18 protein-coding genes are annotated in these 23,169 nt (G+C 71.5%); 7 read left to right on the top strand and 11 right to left on the bottom strand.

The features are described 5' to 3' along the window. Positions 1-84: 84 nt before the first annotated feature. On the bottom strand, positions 85-1,638 hold the full coding sequence (locus SGA01_RS31540; protein ID WP_141300792.1) for a PucR family transcriptional regulator: 1,554 nt from the start codon (positions 1,636-1,638) through the stop codon (positions 85-87). A gap of 83 nt (positions 1,639-1,721) precedes the next feature. Continuing rightward, positions 1,722-4,226, bottom strand: a complete 2,505-nt coding sequence (locus SGA01_RS31535) for a type IV secretory system conjugative DNA transfer family protein (protein WP_141300790.1) — start codon at positions 4,224-4,226, stop codon at positions 1,722-1,724. Between the two features lie 277 nt (positions 4,227-4,503). On the opposite strand from SGA01_RS31535, the gene gabT reads away from it, so the two are divergent. Both gabT and SGA01_RS31525 read left to right on the top strand, forming a co-directional pair. Then, positions 4,504-5,838, top strand: a complete 1,335-nt coding sequence (gabT, locus tag SGA01_RS31530; protein WP_141300788.1) for a 4-aminobutyrate--2-oxoglutarate transaminase — start codon at positions 4,504-4,506, stop codon at positions 5,836-5,838. A 124-nt stretch (positions 5,839-5,962) separates the two neighbouring features. Continuing rightward, complete coding sequence (locus SGA01_RS31525; protein ID WP_141300786.1) at positions 5,963-6,727, top strand: phosphatase PAP2 family protein; 765 nt, start codon at positions 5,963-5,965, stop codon at positions 6,725-6,727. 95 nt (positions 6,728-6,822) lie between these two features. On the opposite strand, the gene SGA01_RS31520 is transcribed toward SGA01_RS31525, so the two are convergent. Both SGA01_RS31520 and SGA01_RS31515 read right to left on the bottom strand, forming a co-directional pair. After that, positions 6,823-8,628: a chitinase gene (locus SGA01_RS31520; protein ID WP_141300784.1), complete on the bottom strand. Its 1,806-nt coding sequence runs from the start codon at positions 8,626-8,628 to the stop codon at positions 6,823-6,825. Positions 8,629-8,752: 124 nt separating this feature from the next. After that, complete coding sequence (locus SGA01_RS31515) at positions 8,753-9,235, bottom strand: hypothetical protein (RefSeq protein ID WP_141300783.1); 483 nt, start codon at positions 9,233-9,235, stop codon at positions 8,753-8,755. A gap of 242 nt (positions 9,236-9,477) precedes the next feature. Between SGA01_RS31515 and SGA01_RS31510 the strand changes: the two genes are divergently transcribed. Next, complete coding sequence (locus SGA01_RS31510) at positions 9,478-11,850, top strand: MMPL family transporter (RefSeq protein ID WP_141300782.1); 2,373 nt, start codon at positions 9,478-9,480, stop codon at positions 11,848-11,850. A 51-nt stretch (positions 11,851-11,901) separates the two neighbouring features. Here SGA01_RS31510 and SGA01_RS31505 read toward each other — a convergent pair whose 3' ends face one another. The 6 genes from SGA01_RS31505 to SGA01_RS31480 are packed head-to-tail and all read right to left on the bottom strand — an operon-like array spanning position 11,902 to position 19,109. Then, positions 11,902-13,320, bottom strand: coding sequence for an NAD(P)/FAD-dependent oxidoreductase (locus SGA01_RS31505; protein WP_141300780.1), 1,419 nt, complete (start codon positions 13,318-13,320; stop codon positions 11,902-11,904). 37 nt (positions 13,321-13,357) lie between these two features. After that, on the bottom strand, positions 13,358-14,152 hold the full coding sequence (locus SGA01_RS31500) for an ABC transporter permease (RefSeq protein ID WP_141300778.1): 795 nt from the start codon (positions 14,150-14,152) through the stop codon (positions 13,358-13,360). After that, positions 14,152-15,087: an ABC transporter permease gene (locus tag SGA01_RS31495; protein WP_141300776.1), complete on the bottom strand. Its 936-nt coding sequence runs from the start codon at positions 15,085-15,087 to the stop codon at positions 14,152-14,154. The genes SGA01_RS31500 and SGA01_RS31495 overlap by 1 nt, the downstream gene beginning before the upstream one ends. Beyond that, the gene (locus tag SGA01_RS31490) at positions 15,084-16,253 is read right to left on the bottom strand and encodes an ABC transporter ATP-binding protein (RefSeq protein WP_141300774.1); all 1,170 of its coding nucleotides are present in this window, start codon (positions 16,251-16,253) and stop codon (positions 15,084-15,086) included. Before SGA01_RS31490 ends, SGA01_RS31495 begins: the two co-directional genes overlap by 4 nt. 43 nt (positions 16,254-16,296) lie before the next feature. Beyond that, the gene (locus SGA01_RS31485) at positions 16,297-17,544 is read right to left on the bottom strand and encodes an ABC transporter substrate-binding protein (RefSeq protein ID WP_141300772.1); all 1,248 of its coding nucleotides are present in this window, start codon (positions 17,542-17,544) and stop codon (positions 16,297-16,299) included. A 50-nt stretch (positions 17,545-17,594) separates the two neighbouring features. Then, on the bottom strand, positions 17,595-19,109 hold the full coding sequence (locus SGA01_RS31480; protein ID WP_141300770.1) for a gamma-aminobutyraldehyde dehydrogenase: 1,515 nt from the start codon (positions 19,107-19,109) through the stop codon (positions 17,595-17,597). Positions 19,110-19,284: 175 nt separating this feature from the next. On the opposite strand from SGA01_RS31480, the gene ybiA reads away from it, so the two are divergent. Beyond that, positions 19,285-19,833, top strand: coding sequence for a riboflavin biosynthesis intermediates N-glycosidase (ybiA, locus tag SGA01_RS31475; protein ID WP_141300768.1), 549 nt, complete (start codon positions 19,285-19,287; stop codon positions 19,831-19,833). 63 nt (positions 19,834-19,896) lie between these two features. Here the strand turns inward: ybiA and SGA01_RS31470 are convergent, their stop codons facing one another. Next, positions 19,897-20,562, bottom strand: coding sequence for a DUF4190 domain-containing protein (locus SGA01_RS31470; protein ID WP_141300766.1), 666 nt, complete (start codon positions 20,560-20,562; stop codon positions 19,897-19,899). A 75-nt stretch (positions 20,563-20,637) separates the two neighbouring features. On the opposite strand from SGA01_RS31470, the gene SGA01_RS31465 reads away from it, so the two are divergent. Genes SGA01_RS31465 through SGA01_RS31455 form a run of 3 tightly spaced genes read left to right on the top strand, consistent with a single transcriptional unit; the run spans position 20,638 to position 23,154 of the window. Continuing rightward, positions 20,638-21,669, top strand: coding sequence for an adenosine deaminase (locus tag SGA01_RS31465; protein ID WP_141300764.1), 1,032 nt, complete (start codon positions 20,638-20,640; stop codon positions 21,667-21,669). A gap of 19 nt (positions 21,670-21,688) precedes the next feature. Continuing rightward, complete coding sequence (locus SGA01_RS31460; protein WP_141300762.1) at positions 21,689-22,378, top strand: glycerophosphodiester phosphodiesterase; 690 nt, start codon at positions 21,689-21,691, stop codon at positions 22,376-22,378. Next, positions 22,375-23,154 (top strand): SAM-dependent methyltransferase, encoded by a 780-nt coding sequence (locus tag SGA01_RS31455; RefSeq protein WP_141300760.1) that lies wholly within the window; start codon positions 22,375-22,377, stop codon positions 23,152-23,154. The genes SGA01_RS31460 and SGA01_RS31455 overlap by 4 nt, the downstream gene beginning before the upstream one ends. The last annotated feature ends 15 nt before the right edge of the window (positions 23,155-23,169 follow it).

Here is a 23,169-nt window from a genome sequence, read left to right as displayed (position 1 = left end):
GAGAGGTGACCGGGGGGGCACTCCCCTCAGGCGAGGTGACCGGGGGGACTCCCCTCAGACGAGATGACCGGCGAGGACACCCCCTCAGGCCGTGTCCTCGCCCGTCGCCTTCAGCGCCAGCCACAGCTCCATCCGTACGTCCGCGTCGTCCAGCGAGCGGCCCAGGATCTCCTCCACACGCCGCATCCGATAGCGCAGGGTGTGCCGGTGCACGCCCAGGTCCGCCGCCGCCGCGTCCCACTGGCCGTGCCGGGAGAGCCAGGCGCGCAGCGAGGCCACGAGGTCGCCGCGGCCGGTCGCGTCGTGCTCCCGCAGCGCGCGGAGCATGCCGTCGGCGAAGGCGCGGACGGCGTCGTCGGCGAGGAGCGGCAGGACCGAACCGGCGGCCAGCTCCTCGTGCTCGACGAGCGCGCGGCCCCGCCGTCGGGCCACCGCGAGGGCCTGCTCGGCCTGCTTGTACGCGGTCGCCGCGGCGACCGGACCGGCCGGGGCCGACAGACCGACGACGAGCCCGGTCTCCTCCGCCTCCCGATCCGCGTACCCGTGGCAGGCCGTCACGACGGCGCCCCCGTCCCCGGCGAGGACGACGAGCCGCCCCTCGCTCTCCGGGACCGTGAGCACCGCCTCGCCCGCCCGGGCGGCGGCCGTCTCCAAGGTCTCGGCGAGGGCCGGCAGCGGGGCCTCCCCCGTCGGCTCGCCCCCGGCCGGCTCGGCGACGAGCAGCCGGAAGGGGGCGTCGAGGAGCCCGCCGTACACCTCGCCGGCCACCGCGCGCGCATGGTCCGGGTGGCCGGCGAGCATCAGCTTCAGCACCGCGGCCCCCAGCCGCTGCTCGGCCGCCTGGAGCGAGCGCGAGCGCTCCGTGGTGAGGGTCAGCAGGGCGATCGCCGAGTGCACCGCGTACCGCTCGGCCGTCCCGAGAGGCGCGCCCGTGCCGACCGCGAGCGCGCCCCGGACGCGCCGGCCGCTCCCGAGCGACTGGAGCTCGACGCGGTCGTCCGTACCGCCCACGACGGCGCTCGCGGGCGCCGGACGGTCGCGGAGCCGCTCCACGTCGGGGGTGAGCCGGGCGGCCCGGCGGGCGGCCCACTCGGGCGAGACGGCGACGACCGTGCCGGAGGTGTCGTAGAGCGCGGCCCAGCCGTCGACGTGCGCGGCGAGCCGGGCGACGACGGCCTCGGGGCCCTCGGCGAGCGCGGCGCGGGTCAGCTCGCGCTGGGCCTCGAAACCGGCGGTGACGGCGCGGTACTGGTCGGCGGAGATGGCCGCCGAGACCGCCTTGCTGATGGCGAGGAACGGGGTCCTGCGGGGCACCTCCAGGAGCGGCAGATGCTCCTCGCGGGCCGCGTCGAGCAGGGCCGACGGGATCTCCTCGTAGTTCACGCCGACGGCGAAGCCGAGCCCGACGACCCCCGCCCCGAGCAGCCTCCGCACATAGCGCCGCATCGCCTCCAGGTCCTCGGCGTCCAGCGTGAGCGCGGTGGTGAGCAGGAGCTCGCCGCCCTCCATGTACGGGACGGGGTCCGCCAGCTCGCTGACGTGGGCCCAGCGGACGGGGGTGTCGAGGCGGTCCTCACCCGCGCGGACGATCAGCTTGAGGGCGGAGTGCTGCACGAGCGAGGCGAGGGTGGGCGGCATTGGGGACCGTCGGACCTTTGGGCGAGGGGGCGCCGCTCAGCCGAGCGGCGCCCCCGATTGTGCCAGGGCCGAAAGTCCCCCGCTCAGCCGCGGAGCTCGACGAGCAGCGGTGGGGTGTGTTCGCCACGCACATGGGTGAGGGAGAGGACGGCGTGGCCGGGCGGCACGGCATGAGCGAGATCGGACGCGGACCACCGCTGCCGCTCCACTTCCCGGACGGTGACGGCCTCCGTGGTCACGGCCTTGCCGGTGACCAGCTTGCGCAGGGCGTGGAAGGCCCGGGTCATCGGCTGGTCGGCGAAGACGGTGTGGTGGGCCACCTCGGTCGTCTCGACCCGTTCGGTGCCCCACGCCTCGGCGAAGGCCCGGCCGTCCCAGGTGGGGAGCCCGGCGAAGGCCATCCGGCACCCGACGCCGGCGAGGAGCGGGCCGTGCAGCGCCTCGGGGACCTCCGCGAGGGTGCGGAGGGCCAGCACGACACCCGCGTTCTGCGGGCGCAGCCGCTGGAAGGCTCGTACGGTCCCCGGCGTGAGGGCGCCCGCGGCGTCGTCGAGCACCAGGCAGGCGAAGTGCCCGCTGCCGGCGCGGTCCCGGGTGACCTGCTGGAACTGGGCGAGCAGCAGCCGGTTGAGCAGGCGTCCGGCTTCCTCGTGGCCGCCGTCCGGAAGGCTGACCCGCACCCGCATCGGGTGCTGGGCGACGGCCCGCAGGGAGAAGGGCCGGACGTCGCGGCCGCCGCCGAAGAACTCCGCGAAGACGGGTCGGTCGAGGGCGGTGAGCCGGTCGGCGAGCACAGGGCCCACGTCGGTCGCGGTGCCGACCTGACGCATCCGGGACTCCAGCTCCCGGCGCATCGCGTGCGCTCCGTCGTTCGGCAGCAGGTCGAGCAGCGCCTCCAGGATCTCGGGGCGGGCTTCGAGCAGTTCCCGCAGGACGGGGACGGTCGGGAAGCGCCCGTACGCGGCCCGGTACGGGCCGATGAGCTGGGCGAGCACCGTGGCGGCGCGCCGGGTCTCCACGCCTTCCACGTCGCCGACGAGCCCTTCGGCGAGGAAGCCGGCGGCCTCGTCCGGGTCGGTGGCCCCCGCGTACAGATCGAGGTCGTACCGGGAAGAGGGGTCTCCGAGGCGGATCACGACGTCGTACGCCTCGTCGGGGCCGAGCGGGGCCCCGGCCGCGCCGACGGCGACGACGGCGACGGCTCCCGTGAGCGCCTGGAGGGTGAGCGACTCGACGACGGGCGCGACGAGCGAGCGGGTCTTGCCCGCGCCGGAGGGACCGACGGCGAGGAGGGAGGTGCCCAGGAGTCCGGGGTCGAGCGCGAGGCCGGCGCCGTGGTAGGCCTTCGGCGTGCGTTCGGCGGCAGCCCAGCGCCCCACGCGGACCTGACCCAGGAGCAGGTCGTGGGTGGCCGCACGGCTCGGCAGGTCGCGGTCGCCCGAAGGATGCGCGCCCGCCGCGGCGCCCTGACGGAGGAGCGTGTCGACGAGGGCGGTGCGGCGCTTGGCGTCCTGGTCGCTCTTCCGCCAGCCGCGGCGCACCCGTGCGCAGTCGACGTCGTTCATGCGGCCGGCGACCAGTTCGCCGGCGAGCAGGTCGGCGGCGGCGTGCTCGCCCGCGCCCCTGAGCTCGGGCCATTGGGAGCGGGGGGTGACGGGTCCGGCCGGGGCGGTGGGGACCGGAGCGCCACCGGGGGCGGACCGGGCACGCCATTGCCGGAAGAGGCTCGGCCACTCGCCGACGCGGGCGAACGGCCAGACGACCGCCGCGGTGATGAGCGCGCGCATGGGGTAGACGAAGAACGGCGACTTGGGGACGTCCCAGCCGCCCGTCACGAGGGCGGCGAGGCAGGCCACCGGGTCGACGACGGGCAGCGGGGGCCATCCGAGGCCGAGGGTCTCGGAGAACACGAACGCCAGGACGATCAGGGCCCCCGCCCCGGCGAGCGCGGCGCGCACGGCCGGACGGCACCGGTCCAGGTAGTGGCGGGTGACCCGGCCCCAGGAGCCGAGGGCGCCGACACCCCATACGAGGGCGAGGAAGAGCGCGCCGTCGAAGACGCTGTGCGCCGCGACGCCTTCCCAGTCCTTCGGCGAGGTGGTGAGGGCGTACCACCAGTCGTTCGGTGTGAGGGTCCGCAGCAGGAGGTCCGCGTACGGAAGGGTGTTGCTGCGCCAGGCCGACCAGATGATCAGTCCGACGGCCGCGGGGATCAGCATCCCGACGAAGGTGACCGGCGCGAGCCGCGTGGGCGCCTCGGGCGGCGGAACGTGCCGGAACCGCCAGATGCCGAGGCCGGCCTTGGGGCGCGGGGCGTCCAGCCATGCGACGACGGGCGAGGAGCCGGGCGCTCCGGTCACCCCGGGAGCCCGGGACGGCGGTGGCGGGACGTTCGGCGGAGGCGGGGCGCTCGGCGGGGCCGGGACGCTGCCGGGGGCGGCGGGGCGGACCTCGTAGGCCGGGGGTGTCGGAGGGACCCGTGGGTGCGCCCGCGAAGCGGCAGGTGCGGAGTCAGGGGGCGGACCCGCCGGGCGTGGTACCGCGCCCTTCCTCGTGTCGCGTGACTCGAACGTGCCGTCGGTCTCCATGTACCCCTGCCCCCTGACCAGCCAGGTCGCCGCCTCTGTGCCTCGTCAATCTAGTGGGCCGGGAGCGCCCCGGAGGGGTTTCGCCCACCCGTACGGCCGATCGCCGTCGAGTGGCGTCTGCCCTCACCCTTGGGGGTGGAAGCGGAGTCGTCATGTCCATCCCGGACAACGACACACCCGCCACCACTCCCGATCGGCGCATGCCTCACCCCCTCCCCCGCGCCTAGCCTGCGGAGGAAACCCGCAAGTGCGTCCAGAACACCCCCAGGAGCCCCGCATGAACGCTGTCCCGCAGGAGCGGCGCGTCGTCACCGCCATCCCCGGTCCGAAGTCGCAGGAGCTTCAGGCCCGCCGTCTCGACACGGTCGCCGGTGGCGTGGGCTCGACTCTGCCCGTCTTCACCAAGCGGGCCGGCGGCGGCATCATCGAGGACGTCGACGGCAACCGTCTGATCGACTTCGGTTCCGGCATCGCCGTGACCTCCGTCGGCGCCTCCGCCGAGGCCGTCGTCCGCCGCGCCTCCGCGCAGCTCCAGGACTTCACGCACACCTGCTTCATGGTGACGCCGTACGAGGGCTACGTGGAGGTCTGCGAGGCGCTCGCCGAGCTGACCCCGGGCGACCACGCCAAGAAGTCCGCGCTGTTCAACTCCGGCGCCGAGGCCGTCGAGAACGCGGTGAAGATCGCCCGTTCGTACACCAAGCGCCAGGCCGTCGTCGTCTTCGACCACGGCTACCACGGCCGTACGAACCTCACGATGGCGCTGACGTCGAAGAACATGCCGTACAAGCAGGGCTTCGGTCCGTTCGCCCCCGAGGTCTACCGCGTGCCGGTGGCCTACGGCTACCGCTGGCTCACCGGTGCCGAGAACTGCGGCCCCGAGGCCGCCGCCCAGGCGATCGACCAGATCAGCAAGCAGATCGGCGCCGACAACGTCGCCGCGATCATCATCGAGCCGGTCCTCGGCGAGGGCGGCTTCATCGAGCCGGCCAAGGGCTTCCTGCCGGCGATCGTGAAGTTCGCCAACGACAACGGCATCGTCTTCGTCGCCGACGAGATCCAGTCCGGCTTCTGCCGCACCGGCCAGTGGTTCGCGTGTGAGGACGAGGGCATCGTCCCGGACCTCATCACGACCGCCAAGGGCATCGCGGGCGGTCTGCCGCTCGCCGCCGTCACCGGCCGCGCCGAGATCATGGACTCCGTCCACGGCGGCGGTCTGGGCGGCACCTACGGTGGCAACCCGGTCGCCTGCGCCGGTGCGCTCGGCTCCATCGAGACGATGAAGGAGCTCGACCTCAACGGCAAGGCGAAGCGCATCGAGGAGGTCATGAAGACCCGCCTCACCGCCATGCAGGAGAAGTTCCCGATCATCGGCGACATCCGCGGCCGCGGCGCCATGATCGCCATCGAGCTCGTGAAGGACCCGGCGACCAAGGAGCCGTTCGCGGAGGCCGCGGGCGCACTGGCGAAGGCCTGCCACGCCGAGGGTGTGCTGGTCCTGACCTGTGGCACCTACGGCAACGTGCTGCGTTTCCTGCCGCCGCTGGTCATCGGCGAGGACCTCCTCAACGAGGGCCTCGACGTCATCGAGAACGCGTTCGCCCAGATCTGAGACCGGATCTGAGACCGGATCAGGGCCCGGTTCTCACACACGGTGTGAAGACTCTGTGGGGGGCCGATGGCGGGATGCCCATCCCGCTGTCGGCCCCCTCTTCTCTGGCGTACGGTTTCTGCAGATGAGAGAAACACCCCGGGCGGAGCCTCCCCAGCCCCGTCCACACCGTGCCTTGGCGCACACCGCTGGAGCTTCGTGCTCCGGGACTCCTCACCGATCGGATGGCCGCCCGCCCCACACCCCCCGGGGCGCGCGGCAGCCCGATCCCCTCGGCCGCCCTGGAACCACCCCCCCTGTTCCAGGGCGGCCGGCTCTCTTCTCGGCGCTCGTCGCCCTCGCCGTCGTGACCTGGCAGGTGCTCGTCCACGGCCCCTTGGCCAGGCTCGACGAGCGGGTGTCCCGCTCGCTGGTGGACTCGGTCCCCCGCTCCCTGAGCGAACTCGCCGCCGACCTCGGCAACATGACGGTGGCCCTGCCGGTCCTCGCCTGCGCGATGGCGTACGCGGTGTGGCGCGGCCGACGGCTCGCCGCGCTGTACGCGGGGCTCGCGATGGCCCTCGTACCGCTCCTGGTGATCCCCCTGAAGGAGTGGACGGCCCGCCCCGGCCCGCTGGAGCCCTGGGCCGCCGGCTACTACCCCTCGGGCCACACGGCCACCGCGATGGTCGCCTACTTCGGCGCGGCCTTCCTCGTCTCGAACCACCTCGTCCCCGTCGCCGCCGCCCTGACGGCTCTGACGGGGACCGGCCTGATCCTGCGCGGCTACCACTGGCCCCTGGACGTGCTGGCGAGCGTCGCCCTCTGCCTCCCGCTTCTGCGCTGGCCGGTGTACGCCGCGCGGTACGGGCGTCCGGCGCCGGACGCCCGGCAGGAGGAGGGGGCATGACCCTCCCTCTCCTGACGGGCGGTGCTCGGTGAACGTGCCGGGCCGGGCCCTCGCGGGTCGCGGCCCGGCTGTTCGGTGAGCTTCTGGACTGACCGTCAGCTCCAGTTGTAGGCGTCGAAGTTCTGCGAGAACTGCCACTGGTTGTAGCGGTCCCAGTTGATCGACCAGGTCATCAGGCCGCGCAGGGCGGGCCAGGTGCCGTGGGTCTGGTACGAGCCGCAGTTGGTCTTCTTCGTCAGGCAGTCCAGGGCCTTGTCGACCTCCGCCGGGCTGGTGTGGCCGTTGCCCGCCTGGGTGGAGGCCGGGAGGCCGATGGCGACCTGCTCGGGGCGGAGCGCCGGGAAGAAGCGCTCGCTGTTGCCCGCGACCGGGAAGCCGGTGAGCAGCATGTCGGTCATGGCGATGTGGAAGTCGGCGCCGCCCATCGAGTGGTACTGGTTGTCGAGGCCCATGATGGAGCCCGAGTTGTAGTCCTGGACGTGCAGCAGGGTGAGGTCGTCGCGCAGGGCGTGGATGACCGGGAGGTAGGCGCCCGCGCGCGGGTCCTGGCCGCCCCAGGGGCCGGAGCCGTAGTACTGGTAGCCGAGCTGGACGAAGAAGGTCTCCGGGGCCATCGTCAGGACGAAGCCGGCGCCGTACTTGGCCTTGAGGGTCTTGACCGCCTGGATCAGGTTGACGATGACCGGGCTCGTCGGGTTCCGGAAGTCGGTGTCGCCGGTCTGGAGCGAGAGGGAGTGGCCCTCGAAGTCGATGTCGAGGCCGTCGAGTCCGTACTCGTCGATGATCTTCGAGACGGAGGAGACGAAGGTGTCGCGGGCGGCGGTGGTGGAGAGCTGGACCTGGCCGTTCTGGCCGCCGATGGAGATGAGGACCTTCTTGCCCGCGGCCTGCTTGGCCTTGATCGCCGCCTTGAAGTCCGCGACGGACTCGACGTTCGGGCATTCGGTGGCGGGGCAGAGGCTGAAGCGGATGTCGCCTGAGGTCACGGAGGTCGGTTCGCCGAAGGCGAGGTTGATGACGTCCCAGGAGTCGGGGACGTCGGCCATGCGGGTGTAGCCGGAGCCGTTGGCGAAGCTGGCGTGGAGGTAGCCGACGAGGGCGTGCGCGGGCAGGCCGGGGTTGTCGCCCCCGCCGCCGCTGGTGGTGGTGGCGGTCACGGCGGCCGACTTCGGGGATTCGCCGCCGCTGTTCGCGGCGGTGACCTGGAAGGTGTACGGGGTGGAGGCCGTGAGCCCGGTGACGGTGGCCGAGGTGCCGGTGACCGTCTGGACCTTCGTCGTACCCCGGTAGACGTGGTACGAGGTGGCGCCCGAGACCGCGGTCCAGGTCAGCGGCACGGTGGTGGAGGTCGGGGAGCCCGCGGCGAGGCCGGTGGGGGCGGCCGGGAGCTGGACCGGGTCGCCGCCGGGGCCGAAGAGGGAGAGGTCGTCGGCCTGGTAGGCGGGGGTGCCGTACCAGCCGTGGGTGTAGATCGTCACCGAGGTGGTCGAGGCGCCCGTCGCGAACCTGGTCGAGAGCCGCTGCCAGGCGGGGGCGGAGGCGGTCCAGGTGGAGACGTCGGTGGTGCCGGTGCCGGAGGCGCCGAGGTAGACGTAGCTGCCGCGGACCCAGCCGCTCAGCTCGTACGAGGAGTTGGGCTTGACGGTGACGGTCTGGGAGCACTTGGCGTTGTCGCTGCCCGCCGGGGTGGCCTGGAGCGCCTTCGTCCCGCCGTGTACGGGCGACGAGACGACGGCGCCGCTGCCCGCCGTGCAGGTCCAGCCGTCGAGGCCGGCCTCGAAGCCGCCGTTGCGGGCGACCTCGGCGTCGGCGGCCACGGCCGCCGCGGGGGTGAGGGCCAGGAGCCCGCCGGCGGCGAGGGCGCCCGCCAACAGCAGGGTGAGGGGTCTGGTGCGGTCCACAACTGCCTCCGGGGGTGGGGGAATTCGAGGTGGAGCAAGCGCGCCACAGCATGGTCCAGACCAATCAAGTGGTCAAGACCTCTGTCTCGTGCCGGACTCGCGCCGCCGCCGCTCCCGATGCATGTCAGGCCCCGGGCGATCCCCCTTCTCCCCCGGCCAGTCGGCCTGCCGCCTCGTGCATCGCCAGCTCCAGGAGCGAGGTGTCGTTGAGGGTGCCCATCCCGTCCGGCGCCACCAGCCAGCGGACTCCACCGGTCGCCCGTCCCGGGTACGGGACGACGATCCAGGTGCCGGAGCCCGCGCTGCGCACCCCGGTGCCGAGCCAGCGGGCGGCGGTGCCCGGCGGGACGAAGAAGCCGATCCGGGCGTCGCCGAAGTCGGCGAGGACCGGTCCCGGCCGGTCCACCAGGCGGCTCAGCACGTCGAGGGTGGGATAGCCGAGCTCCCCCGGCAGGATCAGGACGTCCCAGCGCCGGCCGGCGGGCAGCAGCGCGACCCCGTGGGGGTTGCGCTCCCACTCCCACCGGCAGGCATCGGGATCCGGTGCCACCGATGCCAGCCACTCCACCGCACTCCTGGCGCCGCCCGTGGCCCCCGTACCAGTCATCGCAACGGTCTCCCTTCCGTGTGGACACGGTGTCCACCCGGAGAGAGCGGGGTCGGCGTCTTCTCTTACGCGACTTCGGACCATCAGTTGAAAGTGATCCGGCTCACGTGACGTGCCGCGGGCGTCCGATCGGGTGGACGGCGACGGGCCGGGTGGGCGGGCTCCCTCGGTCGCCCGGCCCGCCGTGTTCGTATGGGCCTCCGTCCTGCCCAGTCGCACCGGCCTCGTTACGGGGAGTACCCATGCCGTTTCCGCAGTCATCGGGTGGTACAGCACCGGGTGGTGCCGCACCGGCCGGCAGGGCCTCCCGCAAGGGGTTGCTGCGGCGGACGGGCGAGTGGTCGGCCCGCCACTTCGTCGTCGTGCTGGCCGCCTGGGTGGTGGCCCTGGGCGCCCTGATGGGGCTGAACCACGCGTACGGCGGCGAGTACTCGGACAACTACGCGCTGCCCGGCACCCAGTCCCAGGACGGGCTCGACGTGCTGCGCGCGCACGAGCCCGCCGCCGGCGGCTACAGCGCGCAGGTGGTGCTGTACGACGGCGCCAAGCCGCTCACGGGCGTCAGCGACCAGATCTCGTCCGCGGTCGCCTCGCTGAAGAAGCTTCCGCACGTCCTGAACGCCACGGACCCCCTCCCGGCCCCCGGCAGCACGCCGCCCTCCCCTCCCCCGGGCACCCCGAACGTCGGCCCGCTGTCCACGGACGGCAAGACCGCGTACATCACCGTCCGATTCGACGTCCAGCCCGGCACCCTCGGCGACGACTACCTGACGGGGGTGGACAGCGCGGTGGAGCCCCTGCGCGCCGCCGGGGTGCAGGTCGAGTACGGCGGTTCGCTGGGCGAGCTGGCCCGGCCCGAGGCGGACGACCGGGTCAGCGAGGCGATCGGCTTCGGGGTCGCGATCGTCGTCCTGATCATCGGCTTCGGCAGCCTCATCGCCGCCGTGCTGCCCCTGGTCACCGCCCTGGTGGCGGCCATCTGCGGCCTCGCGGTGCTCGGTCTCCTCGCCTCCGTCTGGACCTTCGCGACCGTCTCGCCGACCCTGGCCACGATGATCGGCATCGGCGTCGGCATCGACTACGCGCTCTTCCTGATCACCCGGCACCGGCAGCTGCTGATGAACGGCCAGGACCCGGTCATGGCGGCCGGCCTGGCCACCGCGACCAGCGGCCGGGCCGTCCTCGTCTCGGGCTGCACCGTCATCATCGCCCTCTCCGGACTGTGGGTCTCCGGGCTGAGTTTCATCGGACTGCTCGGCCTCGCGGCGACGTCCACCGTGGTCACGGCGGTCGCCGGAGCCCTCACGCTCGTCCCGGCGATGCTCGGGCTCATCGGCCGCCGCATCGACCGGCTGCACATCGGCACCCCCGTAGCCGAGACGGACCCGACGCCCGGCGACGCGCCCGGAGAGACGCGACCCGGCGCGGCGCAGCCCGGTGAGGTGCAGCCCGGTGAGGTGCACGGCACCTGGCACCGCTACGCGCTCCGCGTGGAGCGCCGTCCCTGGTGGTTCCTGAGCGCCGGCGTCGCCGTCCTCGCCATCCTCTCCATCCCGCTGTTCTCCATCCAGCTCGGCCACATCGGCGACGGCGCGGACCCGGAGTCCTTCACCGACCGGCGCGCCTTCGACCTGATGTCCTCGGCCTTCGGCCCCGGCTCCAACGGGCCCCTGACGCTGGTCATCGACCAGACCTCGGTCCCCGCGGCCGACCGCTCCGCCCTGGCGAGCCAGGCCCAGAAGGCGCTCACCGGCGTCCCCGACGCCGCCCTGATCACCCCGCTCACCCCGACCTCGGACGGCGACGTCCTGATCGCCACGGCCTATTCGGTCGCCGCCCCGCAGGACGAGTCCACGACCTCCCTGACCGAGCACCTGTCCGACGACGTCCTCCCGCAGGCGGTCGAGGGCACCACCGCGGCCACCTACGTCACCGGCACCACCGCCGCGCAGGTCGACTTCCTGGAGATCGTCTCCGGGCGGCTCCTGCTCATCATCGCCGTGGTCGTCGCGCTCGCGTTCCTCGTCATCCTGATCGTCTTCCGGGGCCCGCTCGTGGCGCTCAAGGCGGCGGTGCTCAACCTGCTGTCCATCGCCGCCTCGTACGGCGTCGTCGTCGCCGTCTTCCAGTGGGGCTGGGGCGGCCCGGCGCTCGGGGTCAACGGAGACGTGCCCATCGAGAGCTACGTGCCGATGATGATGTTCGCCATCGTCTTCGGCCTGAGCATGGACTACGAGATCTTCCTGCTGTCCCGGGTCCACGAGGCGTGGCTGCGCACCGGCGACGCGAAGGGGAGCGTGGCGCACGCCCTGGAGATCACCGCGCGGGTCATCACCTGCGCGGCGCTCATCATGGTCAGCGTCTTCGCGGCCTTCGTCCTCAACGACAGCATCGTGATCAAGATGATGGGGCTCGGCCTGGCCGCGAGCGTGCTCATCGACGCGACGGTCGCGCGGCTGCTGCTCGTGCCCGCCGTGATGACCCTGCTCGGGAAGTGGGCCTGGTGGACGCCTCGCTGGCTGGACAGGATCCTGCCGCACGTCGACACCGAGGGCGAGGGCGAGCTGGCGCAGGCGGGTACGAACGGCGCGGCGGGGCCACGGCGGACGCCGTGACCCCGCCCCGTACCGGCAGGACGCGCGGGTTCCAGCAGGTTCCAGCGGGTCCTAGCTGTCGAAGCCCAGGCCCATCCGGTCCATGGTCTTCAGCCACAGGTTGCGCCGGCCGCCGTTCTCGTCGGCGCGGGCCATCGCCCACTTGGTGATGCCGATGCCGGCCCAGGCGATCGGCTCCGGCGGGAAGGGCAGCGGCTTCGAGCGGACCATGTCCAGCTCGGTGCGCTCGGTGCGCTCGCCCGCGAGCAGGTCGAGCATGACGTCCCCGCCGAAGCGGGTCGCGCCGACGCCGAGGCCGGTGAACCCGGCCGCGTACGCGACCTTGCCCTTGTACGCCGTACCGAAGAAGGCCGAGAAGCGCGAGCAGGTGTCGATCGCGCCGCCCCAGGCGTGGCTGAAGCGCAGGCCCTCCAGCTGCGGGAAGCAGCGGAAGAAGTGCTCGGCCAGCTTGAGGTAGGTCTCCGGGCGCTGGTCCATCTCGGCGTCGAGCTTCCCGCCGAAGGGGTAGATCGCGTCGTAGCCGCCCCACAGGATGCGGTTGTCGGCCGTGATCCGGAAGTAGTGGAACTGGTTGGCGGAGTCGCCGAGGCCCTGCCGGTTCTTCCAGCCGACGGAGGCGAGCTGCTCGGGGCTGAGCGGCTCGGTCATGAGGGCGTAGTCGTACACCGGGACGGTGTAGTGCCGGACCCGCTTGACCAGCGACGGGAAGACGTTGGTGCCGAGCGCGACCCGGCGGGCGAGGACCCGGCCGTACGGCGTGCGCACGCCCATGCCCGCGCCGACGGAGACCAGCTCCAGGCCGGGGGTGTTCTCGAAGATCCGGACGCCCAGGTCGAGACAGGCCCGCTTGAGGCCCCAGGCCAGCTTGGCCGGGTTGAGCATGGCGACGCCACGGCGGTCCCAGAGGCCGCCGAGGAAGGTCGGCGAGTCGACCTCGGCCCGGACGGCGTCCCGGTCGAGGAGTTCGAGGCCGTCCGCGAGGCCGAGCCGGTCGATCTCCTCGTACACCTCGTGGAGTTCGTCGACCTGGTACGGCTCGGTGGCGACGTCGATCTCGCCGGTGCGCTCGAAGTCGCAGTCCAGGGAGTAGCGGGCGACCGCCTCCTCGATCCCGTCGAGGTTCCGCTCGCCGAGCTCCTCCAGCTTGGGCAGCTCGCCCGGCCAGCGGGCGAGGCCGTTGCCGAAGCCGTGGGTGAGGGAGGCGGCGCAGAAGCCTCCGTTGCGGCCCGAGGCGGCCCAGCCCACCTCGCGGCCTTCGATCAGTACGACATCCCTGGAGGGTTCGCGCTCCTTGGCGAGGAGCGCGGTCCACAGTCCGCTGTAGCCGCCGCCGACGACGAGGAGATCGCACTTCTCGGTGCCGGTGAGGGCGGGCAGGGCTCCGGGCTTGCCGGGGTCTTCCAGCCAGAAGGGGACGGGCTGGGCGTCGGAGAGAGATTGTGCAGCGAGACGCATGGCAACTGGGGCCATGGTTTCCAACTCCTTCGGTGCCTGAGCTGCCTTTTGCTCAGGCTGTTGCTGTTTTCTTGCGCCGGTTCGTAATGATTTGCCCGGCTACGACCATCAGTACCGCGAGGACGAACATCGCGGTGCCGATGACGTTGATCTGAACGGGGGTTCCACGCTGCGCCGAGCCCCAGACGAACATGGGGAAGGTGACGGTGGAGCCCGCGTTGAAGTTGGTGATGATGAAGTCGTCGAACGAGAGCGCGAAGGCGAGCAGTGCGCCGGCGGCGATACCGGGCGCGGCGATCGGCAGGGTCACGCGCAGGAAGGTCTGCACGGGGCCGGCGTAGAGATCGCGCGCGGCTTCCTCCAGGCGCGGGTCCATGGACATGACCCGGGCCTTGACCGCCGTCACGACGAACGACAGACAGAACATGATGTGGGCGATCAGGACCGTCCAGAAGCCCAGCTCGATCCCCATGTTGAGGAAGAGCGTGAGCAGCGAGGCGGCCATGACGACCTCGGGCATCGCCATCGGCAGGAAGATGAGCGAGTTGATCGCGCCGCGCGCCCGGAAGCGGTAGCGGACCAGCGCGAAGGCGATCATCGTGCCGAGGACGAGGGCGCCGACGGTGGCCCAGGCGGCGAGCTGGAGCGAGAGCGAGAGCGACTCGCACATGTCGGCGACGCCGCAGGGGTCCTTCCAGGCGTCGAGCGAGAAACGCTGCCAGGAGTAGTTGAAGCGACCGTTCGGCTTGTTGAACGAGAACACCATCACGACGATGTTCGGCAGGATCATGTACGCGAGCGTGAGCAGGCCCGCGATGACGACGAGGTTCTTCCGGAGCCAACGCATCAGACCAGGTCCTCCGTGCCCGCTCGGCGGATGTAGACGGTGACCATGACCAGCACGATCGCCATGAGGATGAAGGAGAGCGCGGCGGCCGTCGGGTAGTCGAGGACCCGCAGGAACTGCGACTGGATGACGTTGCCGACCATCTTGGTGTCGGTCGAGCCGAGCAGTTCGGCGTTGACGTAGTCACCGCTCGCCGGGATGAAGGTGAGCAGGGTGCCGGAGACGACGCCGGGCATCGACAGCGGGAAGGTCACCTTGCGGAAGGTCGTCGCCGGGGAGGCGTAGAGGTCCTGCGCGGCCTCGTGCAGCCGGCCGTCGATCCGCTCCAGGGAGGTGTAGAGGGGCAGGATCATGAACGGCAGGAAGTTGTACGTGAGACCGCAGACCACCGCCATCGGCGTGGCGAGGACGCGCTCGCCCTCGGTCCAGCCGAGCCAGCTGGTCACGTCGAGGACGTGCAGGGCGTTCAGCACGTCGACGACGAGGCTGTCGTCCGCCAGGATCGTCTTCCACGCGAGCGTCCGGATGAGGAAGCTGGTGAAGAACGGGGCGATGACGAGGACCAGGAGCAGGTTGCGCCAGCGGCCGGCCTTGAAGGCGATCAGGTACGCCAGCGGGTAGCCGAGCAGCAGACAGAGCAGGGTCGCGGTCCCGGCGTACAGCAGGGAGCGGACGAACTGCGGCCAGTACTCGGTGAAGGCGTCCCAGTACGTCTGGAAGTGCCAGGTGACCTGGAAGCCCTGCTCCAGCGAGCCGGTCTGGACCGAGGTCGACGCCTGGTAGACCAGGGGCAGCGCGAAGAAGACGAGCAGCCAGATGATGCCGGGCAGCAGCAGCCAGTACGGGACGAGCCGCTTGCGGGTGGAGGGCTTGCGCAGCACCGGTTCCTCGACCGGCGCCGCACCCTCCTTCTTCGTCAGGGTGGTGGTGCTCATCCGGCGTCCTCCACCGTCTCGACTCCCGCATCGATGTCCTGCGCGGCGTCGAGCCCGAAGGTGTGCGCCGGGTTCCAGTGCAGGACGACCTCGGCCCCCGGGCGGAGTCGCGCGTCCCTTTCAATGTTCTGCTCGTAGACCTGGAGCTCCGCGCCCGCCGGCGAGTTCACCACGTACTGCGTGGAGACACCGATGAAGGAGGAGTCGACGATCCGGCCGGTGACCCGGTTGCGGCCGTCGGCTATCGAGCCCGCGTCGTCGGCGTGCGCGAGCGAGATCTTCTCGGGGCGGACGCCGACGAGCACCTTGCCGCCCTGGCGGACGGCGGAGGTACAGCGGTCGCCGGGCACCCGGAGCTTGCCGCCGCCGGCCGTGACCACCACGTCGGAACCGGTCTCCAGGACCTCGGCCTCGATGAGGTTCGAGGTGCCGAGGAAGTTGGCGACGAAGGTCGTCTGCGGGTTCTCGTACAGGTCGGCGGGGGCGCCGAGCTGCTCGACGCGGCCACCGTTCATCACCGCGACCTGGTCGGCCATGGTCATGGCCTCCTCCTGGTCGTGGGTGACGTGGACGAAGGTGATGCCGACCTCGGTCTGGATGCGCTTGAGCTCCAGCTGCATCTGGCGGCGCAGCTTGAGGTCGAGGGCGCCGAGCGGCTCGTCGAGGAGCAGGACCTGCGGGTGGTTGATGAGCGCGCGGGCCACGGCGACGCGCTGCTGCTGGCCGCCGGAGAGCTGGTGCGGCTTGTGGCGGGCCTTGTCGCCGAGCTGGACGAGCTCCAGCATGTCGTCGACCTGCTTCTTCACGGACTTGATGCCGCGGCGGCGCAGACCGAAGGCGATGTTCTCGGAAATGTCCATGTGCGGGAAGAGCGCGTAGGACTGGAAGACGGTGTTGACCGGCCGCTTGTACGGCGGAAGGTCCGTGACGTCCTTGTCGCCGAGGAAGATGGTGCCGGTGCTCGGGTCCTCCAGGCCGGCGATCATGCGCAGCGTGGTGGTCTTTCCGCAGCCGGAGGCGCCGAGCAGGGCGAAGAAGGAGCCCTGCGGGACGGTCAGGTCGAGCGGGTGGACGGCGGTGAAGGAGCCGTACGCCTTGCTGATCCCGGTGAGACGGACGTCGCCGCCGCCAGTGTTCTTTCCGGTGTGAGCAGTCTTGTCAGTCATGGGTTGCTGTCCCAGGGAGTGAGAGAGGTGGACGACGTCGGGCTCAGGCGCCGATGAGCTTGGCGAACTTCTCCTCGTACGCCGTCTCCTCCGCGCTGGTGAGCGAGCGGAAGGCGCGCGACTTCTTGGCCATGGCCTTGTCCGGGAGGATCAGCGTGTTGTTCGCGAGCTCGGGGTCGATCTTGGCGAGCTCGTCCTTCACCCCGTCGACGGGGCAGACGTAGTTGATGTACGCGGCGAGCTGCGCGGCGACGGGAAGCTCGTAGTAGTGGTCGATGAGCTTCTCGGCGTTGGTCTTGTGCCTGGCCTGCGCGGGGACGAGCAGGTTGTCGCTGGAGGTGATGTATCCGGCGGACGGGATGGCGAACTTGATGTCGGGGTTGTCCGCCTGGAGCTGGATGACGTCACCGGCCCAGGCGAGACAGGCCGCCAGGTCGCCCTTGTCCAGGTCGGAGGTGTAGTCGTTGCCGGTGAAGCGACGTATCTGCTTCTTGTCGACGCCCTTCTGGAGCCGGCCTATCGCCTCGTCGTACTCGGCGTCGGTGAACTTCCCCGGGTCCTTGCCCATGTCGAGCAGGGTCATGCCGACGGTGTCGCGCATCTCGGTGAGGAAGCCGACCCGGCCCTTGAGGGAGGGGTCGTCGAGGAGCTGGGTGACCGAGTCGACCTTCTTGCCGCCGGTCGCCTTGGAGTTGTACGCGATGACGGTGGAGATGCCCGTCCACGGGTACGAGTAGGCGCGGCCCGGGTCCCAGTCGGGGCGCCGGAACTGGGCGGAGAGGTTCGCGTAGGCGTTGGGCAGGTTCGAGGGGTCGAGCTTCTGCGCCCAGCCGAGCCGGATCATCCGGGCGGCGAGCCAGTCGGTGACGCAGATCAGGTCGCGGCCGGTGTCCTGACCGGCCGCGAGCTGCGGCTTGATCTTGCCGAAGAACTCGACGTTGTCGTTGATGTCCTCGGTGTACTTGACCTTGATCCCGGTGCGTTTCGTGAACGCCTCCAGCGTCGGACGCGACTTCTCGTCCTCGCTGATGTCCATGTACTCGGTCCAGTTGGAGAAGGCGATGCTCTTCTCCTTGGCCGAGTCGTCGGCGGAGGCGGGACCCTGTCCCTCCCGCTTGGCCGGCGGGATCCCACAGGCGCTCAGGCCGGCGAGACCGCCGACCGTGAGCGCGCCGACGCCACCCGCGCGCAGCATCGAACGGCGGCTGAGGGCGCCCCGGCCACTCGTCATGCTGCGCCGCATCGCCGCAAGCTGCGCCGCGGACAGGCTTTCGGGCTCGTACTGCTCCATGCGCTGTGCCCTTTCGGGATGGTGGGAGCCGCTGGTCGGGCGGCGAAGTGCTATCGGTCCCCGAAGATCGTGCGGTGCCAGTCCTTCGCGGCCACCGCGGTGTTGTCGAACATCACGTGCTTGACCTGCGTGTACTCCTCGAAGGAGTACACCGACATGTCCTTTCCGTATCCCGATGCCTTGGTGCCGCCGTGCGGCATCTCGCTGATGATCGGGATGTGGTCGTTGACCCAGACGCAGCCCGCCCGGAGCTCCCGCGTGGCGCGGTTCGCCCGGAAGACGTCACGGCTCCAGGCGGAGGCGGCGAGGCCGTACGGGGTGTCGTTGGCGAGCCGGATGCCCTCGTCGTCGCTGTCGAAGGGCAGGGCCACCAGGACCGGTCCGAAGATCTCCGACTGCACGACCTCGCTGTCCTGCGCGGCGCCGGTGATCAGGGTCGGACGATAGTACGCGCCGTCCTTCAGGTCACCCTGCGGGGCTTCGCCGCCGCAGACGACGGTGGCGTAGCCGCGGGCGCGCTCGACGAAGCCGGCGACGCTGTCGCGCTGGGCGTGGCTGACCAGCGGGCCGAGGTCGGTGGCGGCGTCGAAGGGGTCGCCGACGCGGACCGACTCCATCAGCTCGGCGACCCGGGCGACGAAGGCGTCGAAGAGCGGGCGCTGGACGTAGGCGCGGGTGGCGGCGGTGCAGTCCTGGCCGGTGTTGATGAGGGAGGCGGCGACGGCGCCGTTGGCGGCGGCCTCCAGGTCGGCGTCGTCGAAGACGACGAAGGGGGCCTTGCCGCCGAGTTCGAGGTGCAGCCGCTTCACGGTGGCGGTGGCGACCTCGGCGACCCGCTTGCCGACCGGGGTGGAGCCGGTGAAGGAGGTCATGACGACGTCGGGGTGGCCGACGAGGTGCTCGCCGACGACCCGCCCGGAGCCGCTGACGATGTTGATGACGCCGTCGGGGATACCGGCCTCGGTCGCGGCCTGCGCGAACATCAGCGAGGTCAGCGGGGTGACCTCGGCGGGCTTCAGGACGATCGTGTTGCCGGCGGCGATCGCCGGGAGGATCTTCCAGGCCGCCATCTGGAGCGGGTAGTTCCAGGGGGCGATGGAGCCGATGACGCCGATCGCCTCGCGCCGGATGTAGGAGGTGTGGTCGCCGCTGTACTCGGCGGCCGCCTGGCCCTGGAGGTGGCGGGCGGCGCCCGCGAAGAAGGCGGTGTTGTCGATGGTGCCCGGTACGTCGAACTCGGTGGTGAGCCGGAGCGGCTTGCCCGCCTGGAGCGACTCGACCCGCGCGATGTCCTCGGCCCAGTCGGCGAGGACGCCGGCGAAGCGGTGGAGCGCGTCGGAGCGCTCGCCCGGGGTGGCGCCCGACCAGCCGGGGAAGGCGGCCTTGGCGGCGGCGACGGCCTCGTCGACGTCGGCGACGGAGGCGAGACGGTAGGTGTAGACACCCTCGCCGGTCGCGGGGTTGACGATCGTGTGTTCCCGGTCGGAGGTTCCGGCCCGGAGCCGTCCGCCGATGTACTGTGCGCCGTCCGCGAAGCGGTCCGTCACCTGGAAGCGGTTGCCCATGACGCTCTCCGTTGTCCCAGCTCGAATTGAGTGCCGATCCTGACATGAGGATGCCACCCCAACAAGTGATTCCGTTGTTGCCTTTTGGTTACGCAACGGAATCGGTCGACCATGTGTCGAGGTGGCCGGAAAATCTCCGTACGGAGTGTCCGTGGCGAATGCCAGAATCGCGTGCATGAACAAGATCGACGAGCTGACACAGCAGGTCAACGCCGGTGAGCACGTCAAATGGCTGCTTTTCTGGGGCCATCGCCCGCACCCCGACGGACGGCTCTCGGCGAGCTGCCTGAGTCAGTGGTGGCCGGCACCCTTCGTGGTCGACGGCGTGCGGTACGCGACCGCCGAGCACTGGATGATGGCGGCCAAGGCGCGCCTCTTCGGCGACGCGGACGCCGAGGGCGCGGCGCTCGCCGCCGGCACCCCCGCGGAGGCGAAGAAGGCCGGCCGGCTCGTGCGGAACTTCGACGAGACGGTGTGGCAGCGGGAGCGCCTCGGCATCGTCGTCGAGGGCAGCGTCCACAAGTTCTCCTCGAACGAGTCCCTGCGGGCGTATCTCCTCGGTACGGGCACCCGCGTCCTCGTGGAGGCGAGCCCGATGGACCGGGTCTGGGGCATCGGGCTCGCCGCCGACGACCCCGGCGCCCACGATCCGGCCCGCTGGCGCGGCCTGAACCTCCTGGGCTTCGCCCTGATGGAGGCCAGGGACCGGCTGCGGAACGGCTGAGAGCAAGCGACAGGGCCCCGCACCTCATCATGAGGTGCGGGGCCCTGTGGCATGCCGGTACCGCTAGCGCGTGCTCTCGACCACCAGGCTGTTGTACGGGTCCCCGTCATAGGAGGAGTCCTGCGTGGCGGCCCAGATGATGAGGCCCAGGACGACGGAGCCGACGACGATGCCGACCGAGCCGAGGATGACGCCCGCGAGCGCCATGCCCCGGTTGGTGGCCTCGCCCCGGCCGGCCTTCTTCATGCCGATGATGCCGAAGATCAGGGCAAGGATGCCGAGGATGATGTTGAGGCCGTACAGGCAGAAGCCGACCGCCGCGATGATGCCGAGCACCATCGAGGCGATGCCCATGCCGTTGGACGGCTGCTGCCAGCCGGGCGGCTGGCTGCCGTACCCGACGCCGTAGGAGGGGTACGCGTACCCCGCCCCGGCCGGCGGGACCGGCGCGGCGGCCGGCGTGCTCGCGGCGGACGGGTACCCGTAGGCACCGGCCGGCGGAGTGGCCGCCGGGTAGCCGTAGCCGGGCGTGGCCGCCGGGCCGCCGGGGGCGACCGGCGGCGGCGGGACGTCGTTCACGGCCGGCATGGACGTGACGGTCATCTGGTCGTGCACCGGCGGGGTCGCCGGCGTCACGGGCTTGCTCAGCTCCACACCGTCGCGGTTCGGCGGAGCCCACGGGTCCGCCGGGTCGTACCCGCCCTGCGGCTGGTCTCGGTTGTCAGACATGGGCCTCCCCCATCGTGGTCACGCCATGTTACGACCTCACCCCTGAGGTGGAACCGCCCGGCCTACGATGACCCGATGAGCGATCTCCATCCCTTCATCGCGGGTCTGCCCAAGGCCGAGCTCCACGTCCACCACGTCGGCTCCGCCTCGCCCCGCATCGTCGCCGAGCTCGCGGCCCGGCACCCGGACTCCAAGGTCCCCACGGATCCCGAGGCCCTCACCGACTACTTCACGTTCACGGACTTCGCGCACTTCATCGATGTCTACCTCTCGGTCGTCGACCTGGTCCGCACCCCCGAGGACGTCCGGCTGCTGACCTTCGAGGTCGCCCGGGACATGGCCCGGCAGAACATCCGCTACGCCGAGCTGACCATCACCCCGTACTCCTCCACCCGCCGCGGCATCGACGAGCGCGCCTTCATGGCGGCGATCGAGGACGCCCGCAAGGCGGCCGAGGCCGAGTTCGGCACGATCCTGCGCTGGTGCTTCGACATCCCCGGCGAGGCCGGCCTCGGCTCCGCCGAGGAGACCGCGCGGCTCGCCACGACCGACGGGATCCGCCCCGAGGGCCTCGTCTCCTTCGGTCTCGGCGGCCCCGAGATCGGGGTCCCGCGCCCGCAGTTCAAGCCGTACTTCGACCTGGCGCGCGCCGCCGGTCTGCACTCCGTCCCGCACGCGGGCGAGACGACCGGCCCGGAGACGATCTGGGACGCGATCAACGACCTGGGCGCCGAGCGCATCGGCCACGGCACCAGCTCGGTCCAGGACCCGGCCCTCCTCGCGTACCTGGCCGAGCACCGCATCGCCCTGGAGGTCTGCCCGACCTCCAACATCGCCACGCGGGCCGTCGCCACGCTCGACGAGCACCCGATCCGGCAGATGGTGGACGCCGGCGTCCTCGTCACGATCAACAGCGACGACCCGCCGATGTTCGGCACGGACCTCAACAACGAGTACGCGGTCGCCGCCCGGCTCCTCGGCCTCGACGAGCGCGGTGTCGCCGCCCTCGCGAAGAACGCGGTGGAGGCCTCCTTCCTCGACGCGGCCGGCAAGGCCCGGATCACCGCCGAGATCGACACGTACACGGACGGCTGGCTGGCTCGCTGACGGCGGTGAGAATGGGGCCATGCGCCCTGTCACTGCCGTAGGTCACCGCGGCGACCCGTACCGCGTCCGAGAGAACACGCTCCCCTCGATCACCTCGGCGATCGAGCGGGGGGCGGACGCGGTCGAGGTCGACGTCCGGCTCACGAAGGACGGCGTGCCCGTCCTCCTCCACGACGACACCCTCAAGCGGCTCTGGGGCCACGACCGGCCCCTGTCCGCCCTCTCGTACGAGCAGCTGCGCGAGCTGACGTACGACGGGGTGCCGACCCTGCGCGAGGCGCTCCTCACCGCGGGGGAGCACCGGCTGATGCTGGACCTGCCCGGCGGGAACGAGGACTCGGTCCGCCGGATCGTCGGCACGGTCCGGGAGTGTGGCGCCGGGGAGCGCGTGTACTACTGCGCGGGGGCCGTCGCGATGCTCCAGGTGCGGGCCGCCGACCCGGCCGCCGAGATCGCCCTGACGTGGACCACGCTCGCTCCGCCCCGGCCGATACTGCTCGACGCGGTGCGTCCGAAGTGGCTCAACTACCGCTTCGGGCTGGTGAGTCGGGCGCTGACCGAGCGGGTGCACCGGGACGGACTGCTCGTTTCGGCCTGGACCCCGGACACCACCCGCAGCATGCGTAAGCTGATCTTCGACGGGGTCGACTCGATCACCACGAACCGGGTCGACGCACTCGCCGCCGCTCTGCGAAAGGCTCGCGCATGAACGACCGGATCCGCACCGACATCGCCCACAACGCCCGGGTGTGGAACTACTGGCTGGGCGGCAAGGACAACTACCCGGTGGACCGCGCGGTCGGCGACCAGGTCACCGCCTTCTACCCGAGCATCGGCGAAGTGGCGCGCGCGGACCGGGCGTTCCTCGGCCGGGTGGTGACCCATCTGGCCGCCGACGCGGGCGTGCGCCAGTTCCTGGACATCGGTACGGGCCTGCCGACCGCCGACAACACCCACGAGGTGGCGCAGCGGGTCGCCGCCGACTCCCGGATCGTCTACGTCGACAACGACCCGATCGTCCTCACCCACGCCCGCGCGCTCCTGACGAGCGCGCCGGAGGGGGTCACCGAGTACGTGGACGCGGACGCGCGGGACCCGGAGACGATCCTGGCGGCCGCCGGCGAGACGCTCGACCTGTCCCGTCCGGTCGCGGTGCTGATGCTCGGCATCCTCAACTTCGTCCTGGACACAGGCGAGGCCCGGGCGATCGTGAAGACCCTGATGGACGCCCTTCCCTCGGGCAGCTACCTGGTCCTGACCCACCCCACGCTGGATCCCGAGCTCGGCGGCGAGGGCAACAAGGCCGCGATGGCGTTCTGGAACGAGAACGCGACCCCGCCGATCACGGCCCGCAGCCGGGCCGAGTTCACCTCCTTCCTCGACGGCCTCGACCTGCTGGAGCCGGGCATCGTGTCCTGCGGGCGCTGGCGCTTCGAAGAGGCCGCCGTGGTCGCGCAGTTCGGCGCGGTGGGCCGCAAGCCGTAATGGCGGGGCGGGGGG

It is taken from the genome of Streptomyces gardneri (genome assembly GCF_006539185.1).
Lineage (GTDB): Bacteria > Actinomycetota > Actinomycetes > Streptomycetales > Streptomycetaceae > Streptomyces > Streptomyces gardneri.
Note: the sequence above shows the minus strand (reverse complement) of the source record. Positions and strands in the feature narration are given on the sequence as shown.

What these genes read in the sequence shown, in the direction of transcription:
- SGA01_RS31540 (WP_141300792.1), bottom strand. Translation starts at nt 1,638, where the DNA reads ATGCCGCCCACCCTCGCCTCGCTCGTGCAGCACTCCGCCCTCAAGCTG.
- SGA01_RS31535 (WP_141300790.1), bottom strand. Translation starts at nt 4,226, where the DNA reads ATGGAGACCGACGGCACGTTCGAGTCACGCGACACGAGGAAGGGCGCG.
- gabT (WP_141300788.1), top strand. Translation starts at nt 4,504, where the DNA reads ATGAACGCTGTCCCGCAGGAGCGGCGCGTCGTCACCGCCATCCCCGGT.
- SGA01_RS31525 (WP_141300786.1), top strand. Translation starts at nt 5,963, where the DNA reads ATGAGAGAAACACCCCGGGCGGAGCCTCCCCAGCCCCGTCCACACCGT.
- SGA01_RS31515 (WP_141300783.1), bottom strand. Translation starts at nt 9,235, where the DNA reads ATGACTGGTACGGGGGCCACGGGCGGCGCCAGGAGTGCGGTGGAGTGG.
- SGA01_RS31510 (WP_141300782.1), top strand. Translation starts at nt 9,478, where the DNA reads ATGCCGTTTCCGCAGTCATCGGGTGGTACAGCACCGGGTGGTGCCGCA.
- SGA01_RS31505 (WP_141300780.1), bottom strand. Translation starts at nt 13,320, where the DNA reads ATGGCCCCAGTTGCCATGCGTCTCGCTGCACAATCTCTCTCCGACGCC.
- SGA01_RS31500 (WP_141300778.1), bottom strand. Translation starts at nt 14,152, where the DNA reads ATGCGTTGGCTCCGGAAGAACCTCGTCGTCATCGCGGGCCTGCTCACG.
- SGA01_RS31495 (WP_141300776.1), bottom strand. Translation starts at nt 15,087, where the DNA reads ATGAGCACCACCACCCTGACGAAGAAGGAGGGTGCGGCGCCGGTCGAG.
- SGA01_RS31490 (WP_141300774.1), bottom strand. Translation starts at nt 16,253, where the DNA reads ATGACTGACAAGACTGCTCACACCGGAAAGAACACTGGCGGCGGCGAC.
- SGA01_RS31485 (WP_141300772.1), bottom strand. Translation starts at nt 17,544, where the DNA reads ATGGAGCAGTACGAGCCCGAAAGCCTGTCCGCGGCGCAGCTTGCGGCG.
- SGA01_RS31480 (WP_141300770.1), bottom strand. Translation starts at nt 19,109, where the DNA reads ATGGGCAACCGCTTCCAGGTGACGGACCGCTTCGCGGACGGCGCACAG.
- ybiA (WP_141300768.1), top strand. Translation starts at nt 19,285, where the DNA reads ATGAACAAGATCGACGAGCTGACACAGCAGGTCAACGCCGGTGAGCAC.
- SGA01_RS31470 (WP_141300766.1), bottom strand. Translation starts at nt 20,562, where the DNA reads ATGTCTGACAACCGAGACCAGCCGCAGGGCGGGTACGACCCGGCGGAC.
- SGA01_RS31465 (WP_141300764.1), top strand. Translation starts at nt 20,638, where the DNA reads ATGAGCGATCTCCATCCCTTCATCGCGGGTCTGCCCAAGGCCGAGCTC.
- SGA01_RS31460 (WP_141300762.1), top strand. Translation starts at nt 21,689, where the DNA reads ATGCGCCCTGTCACTGCCGTAGGTCACCGCGGCGACCCGTACCGCGTC.
- SGA01_RS31455 (WP_141300760.1), top strand. Translation starts at nt 22,375, where the DNA reads ATGAACGACCGGATCCGCACCGACATCGCCCACAACGCCCGGGTGTGG.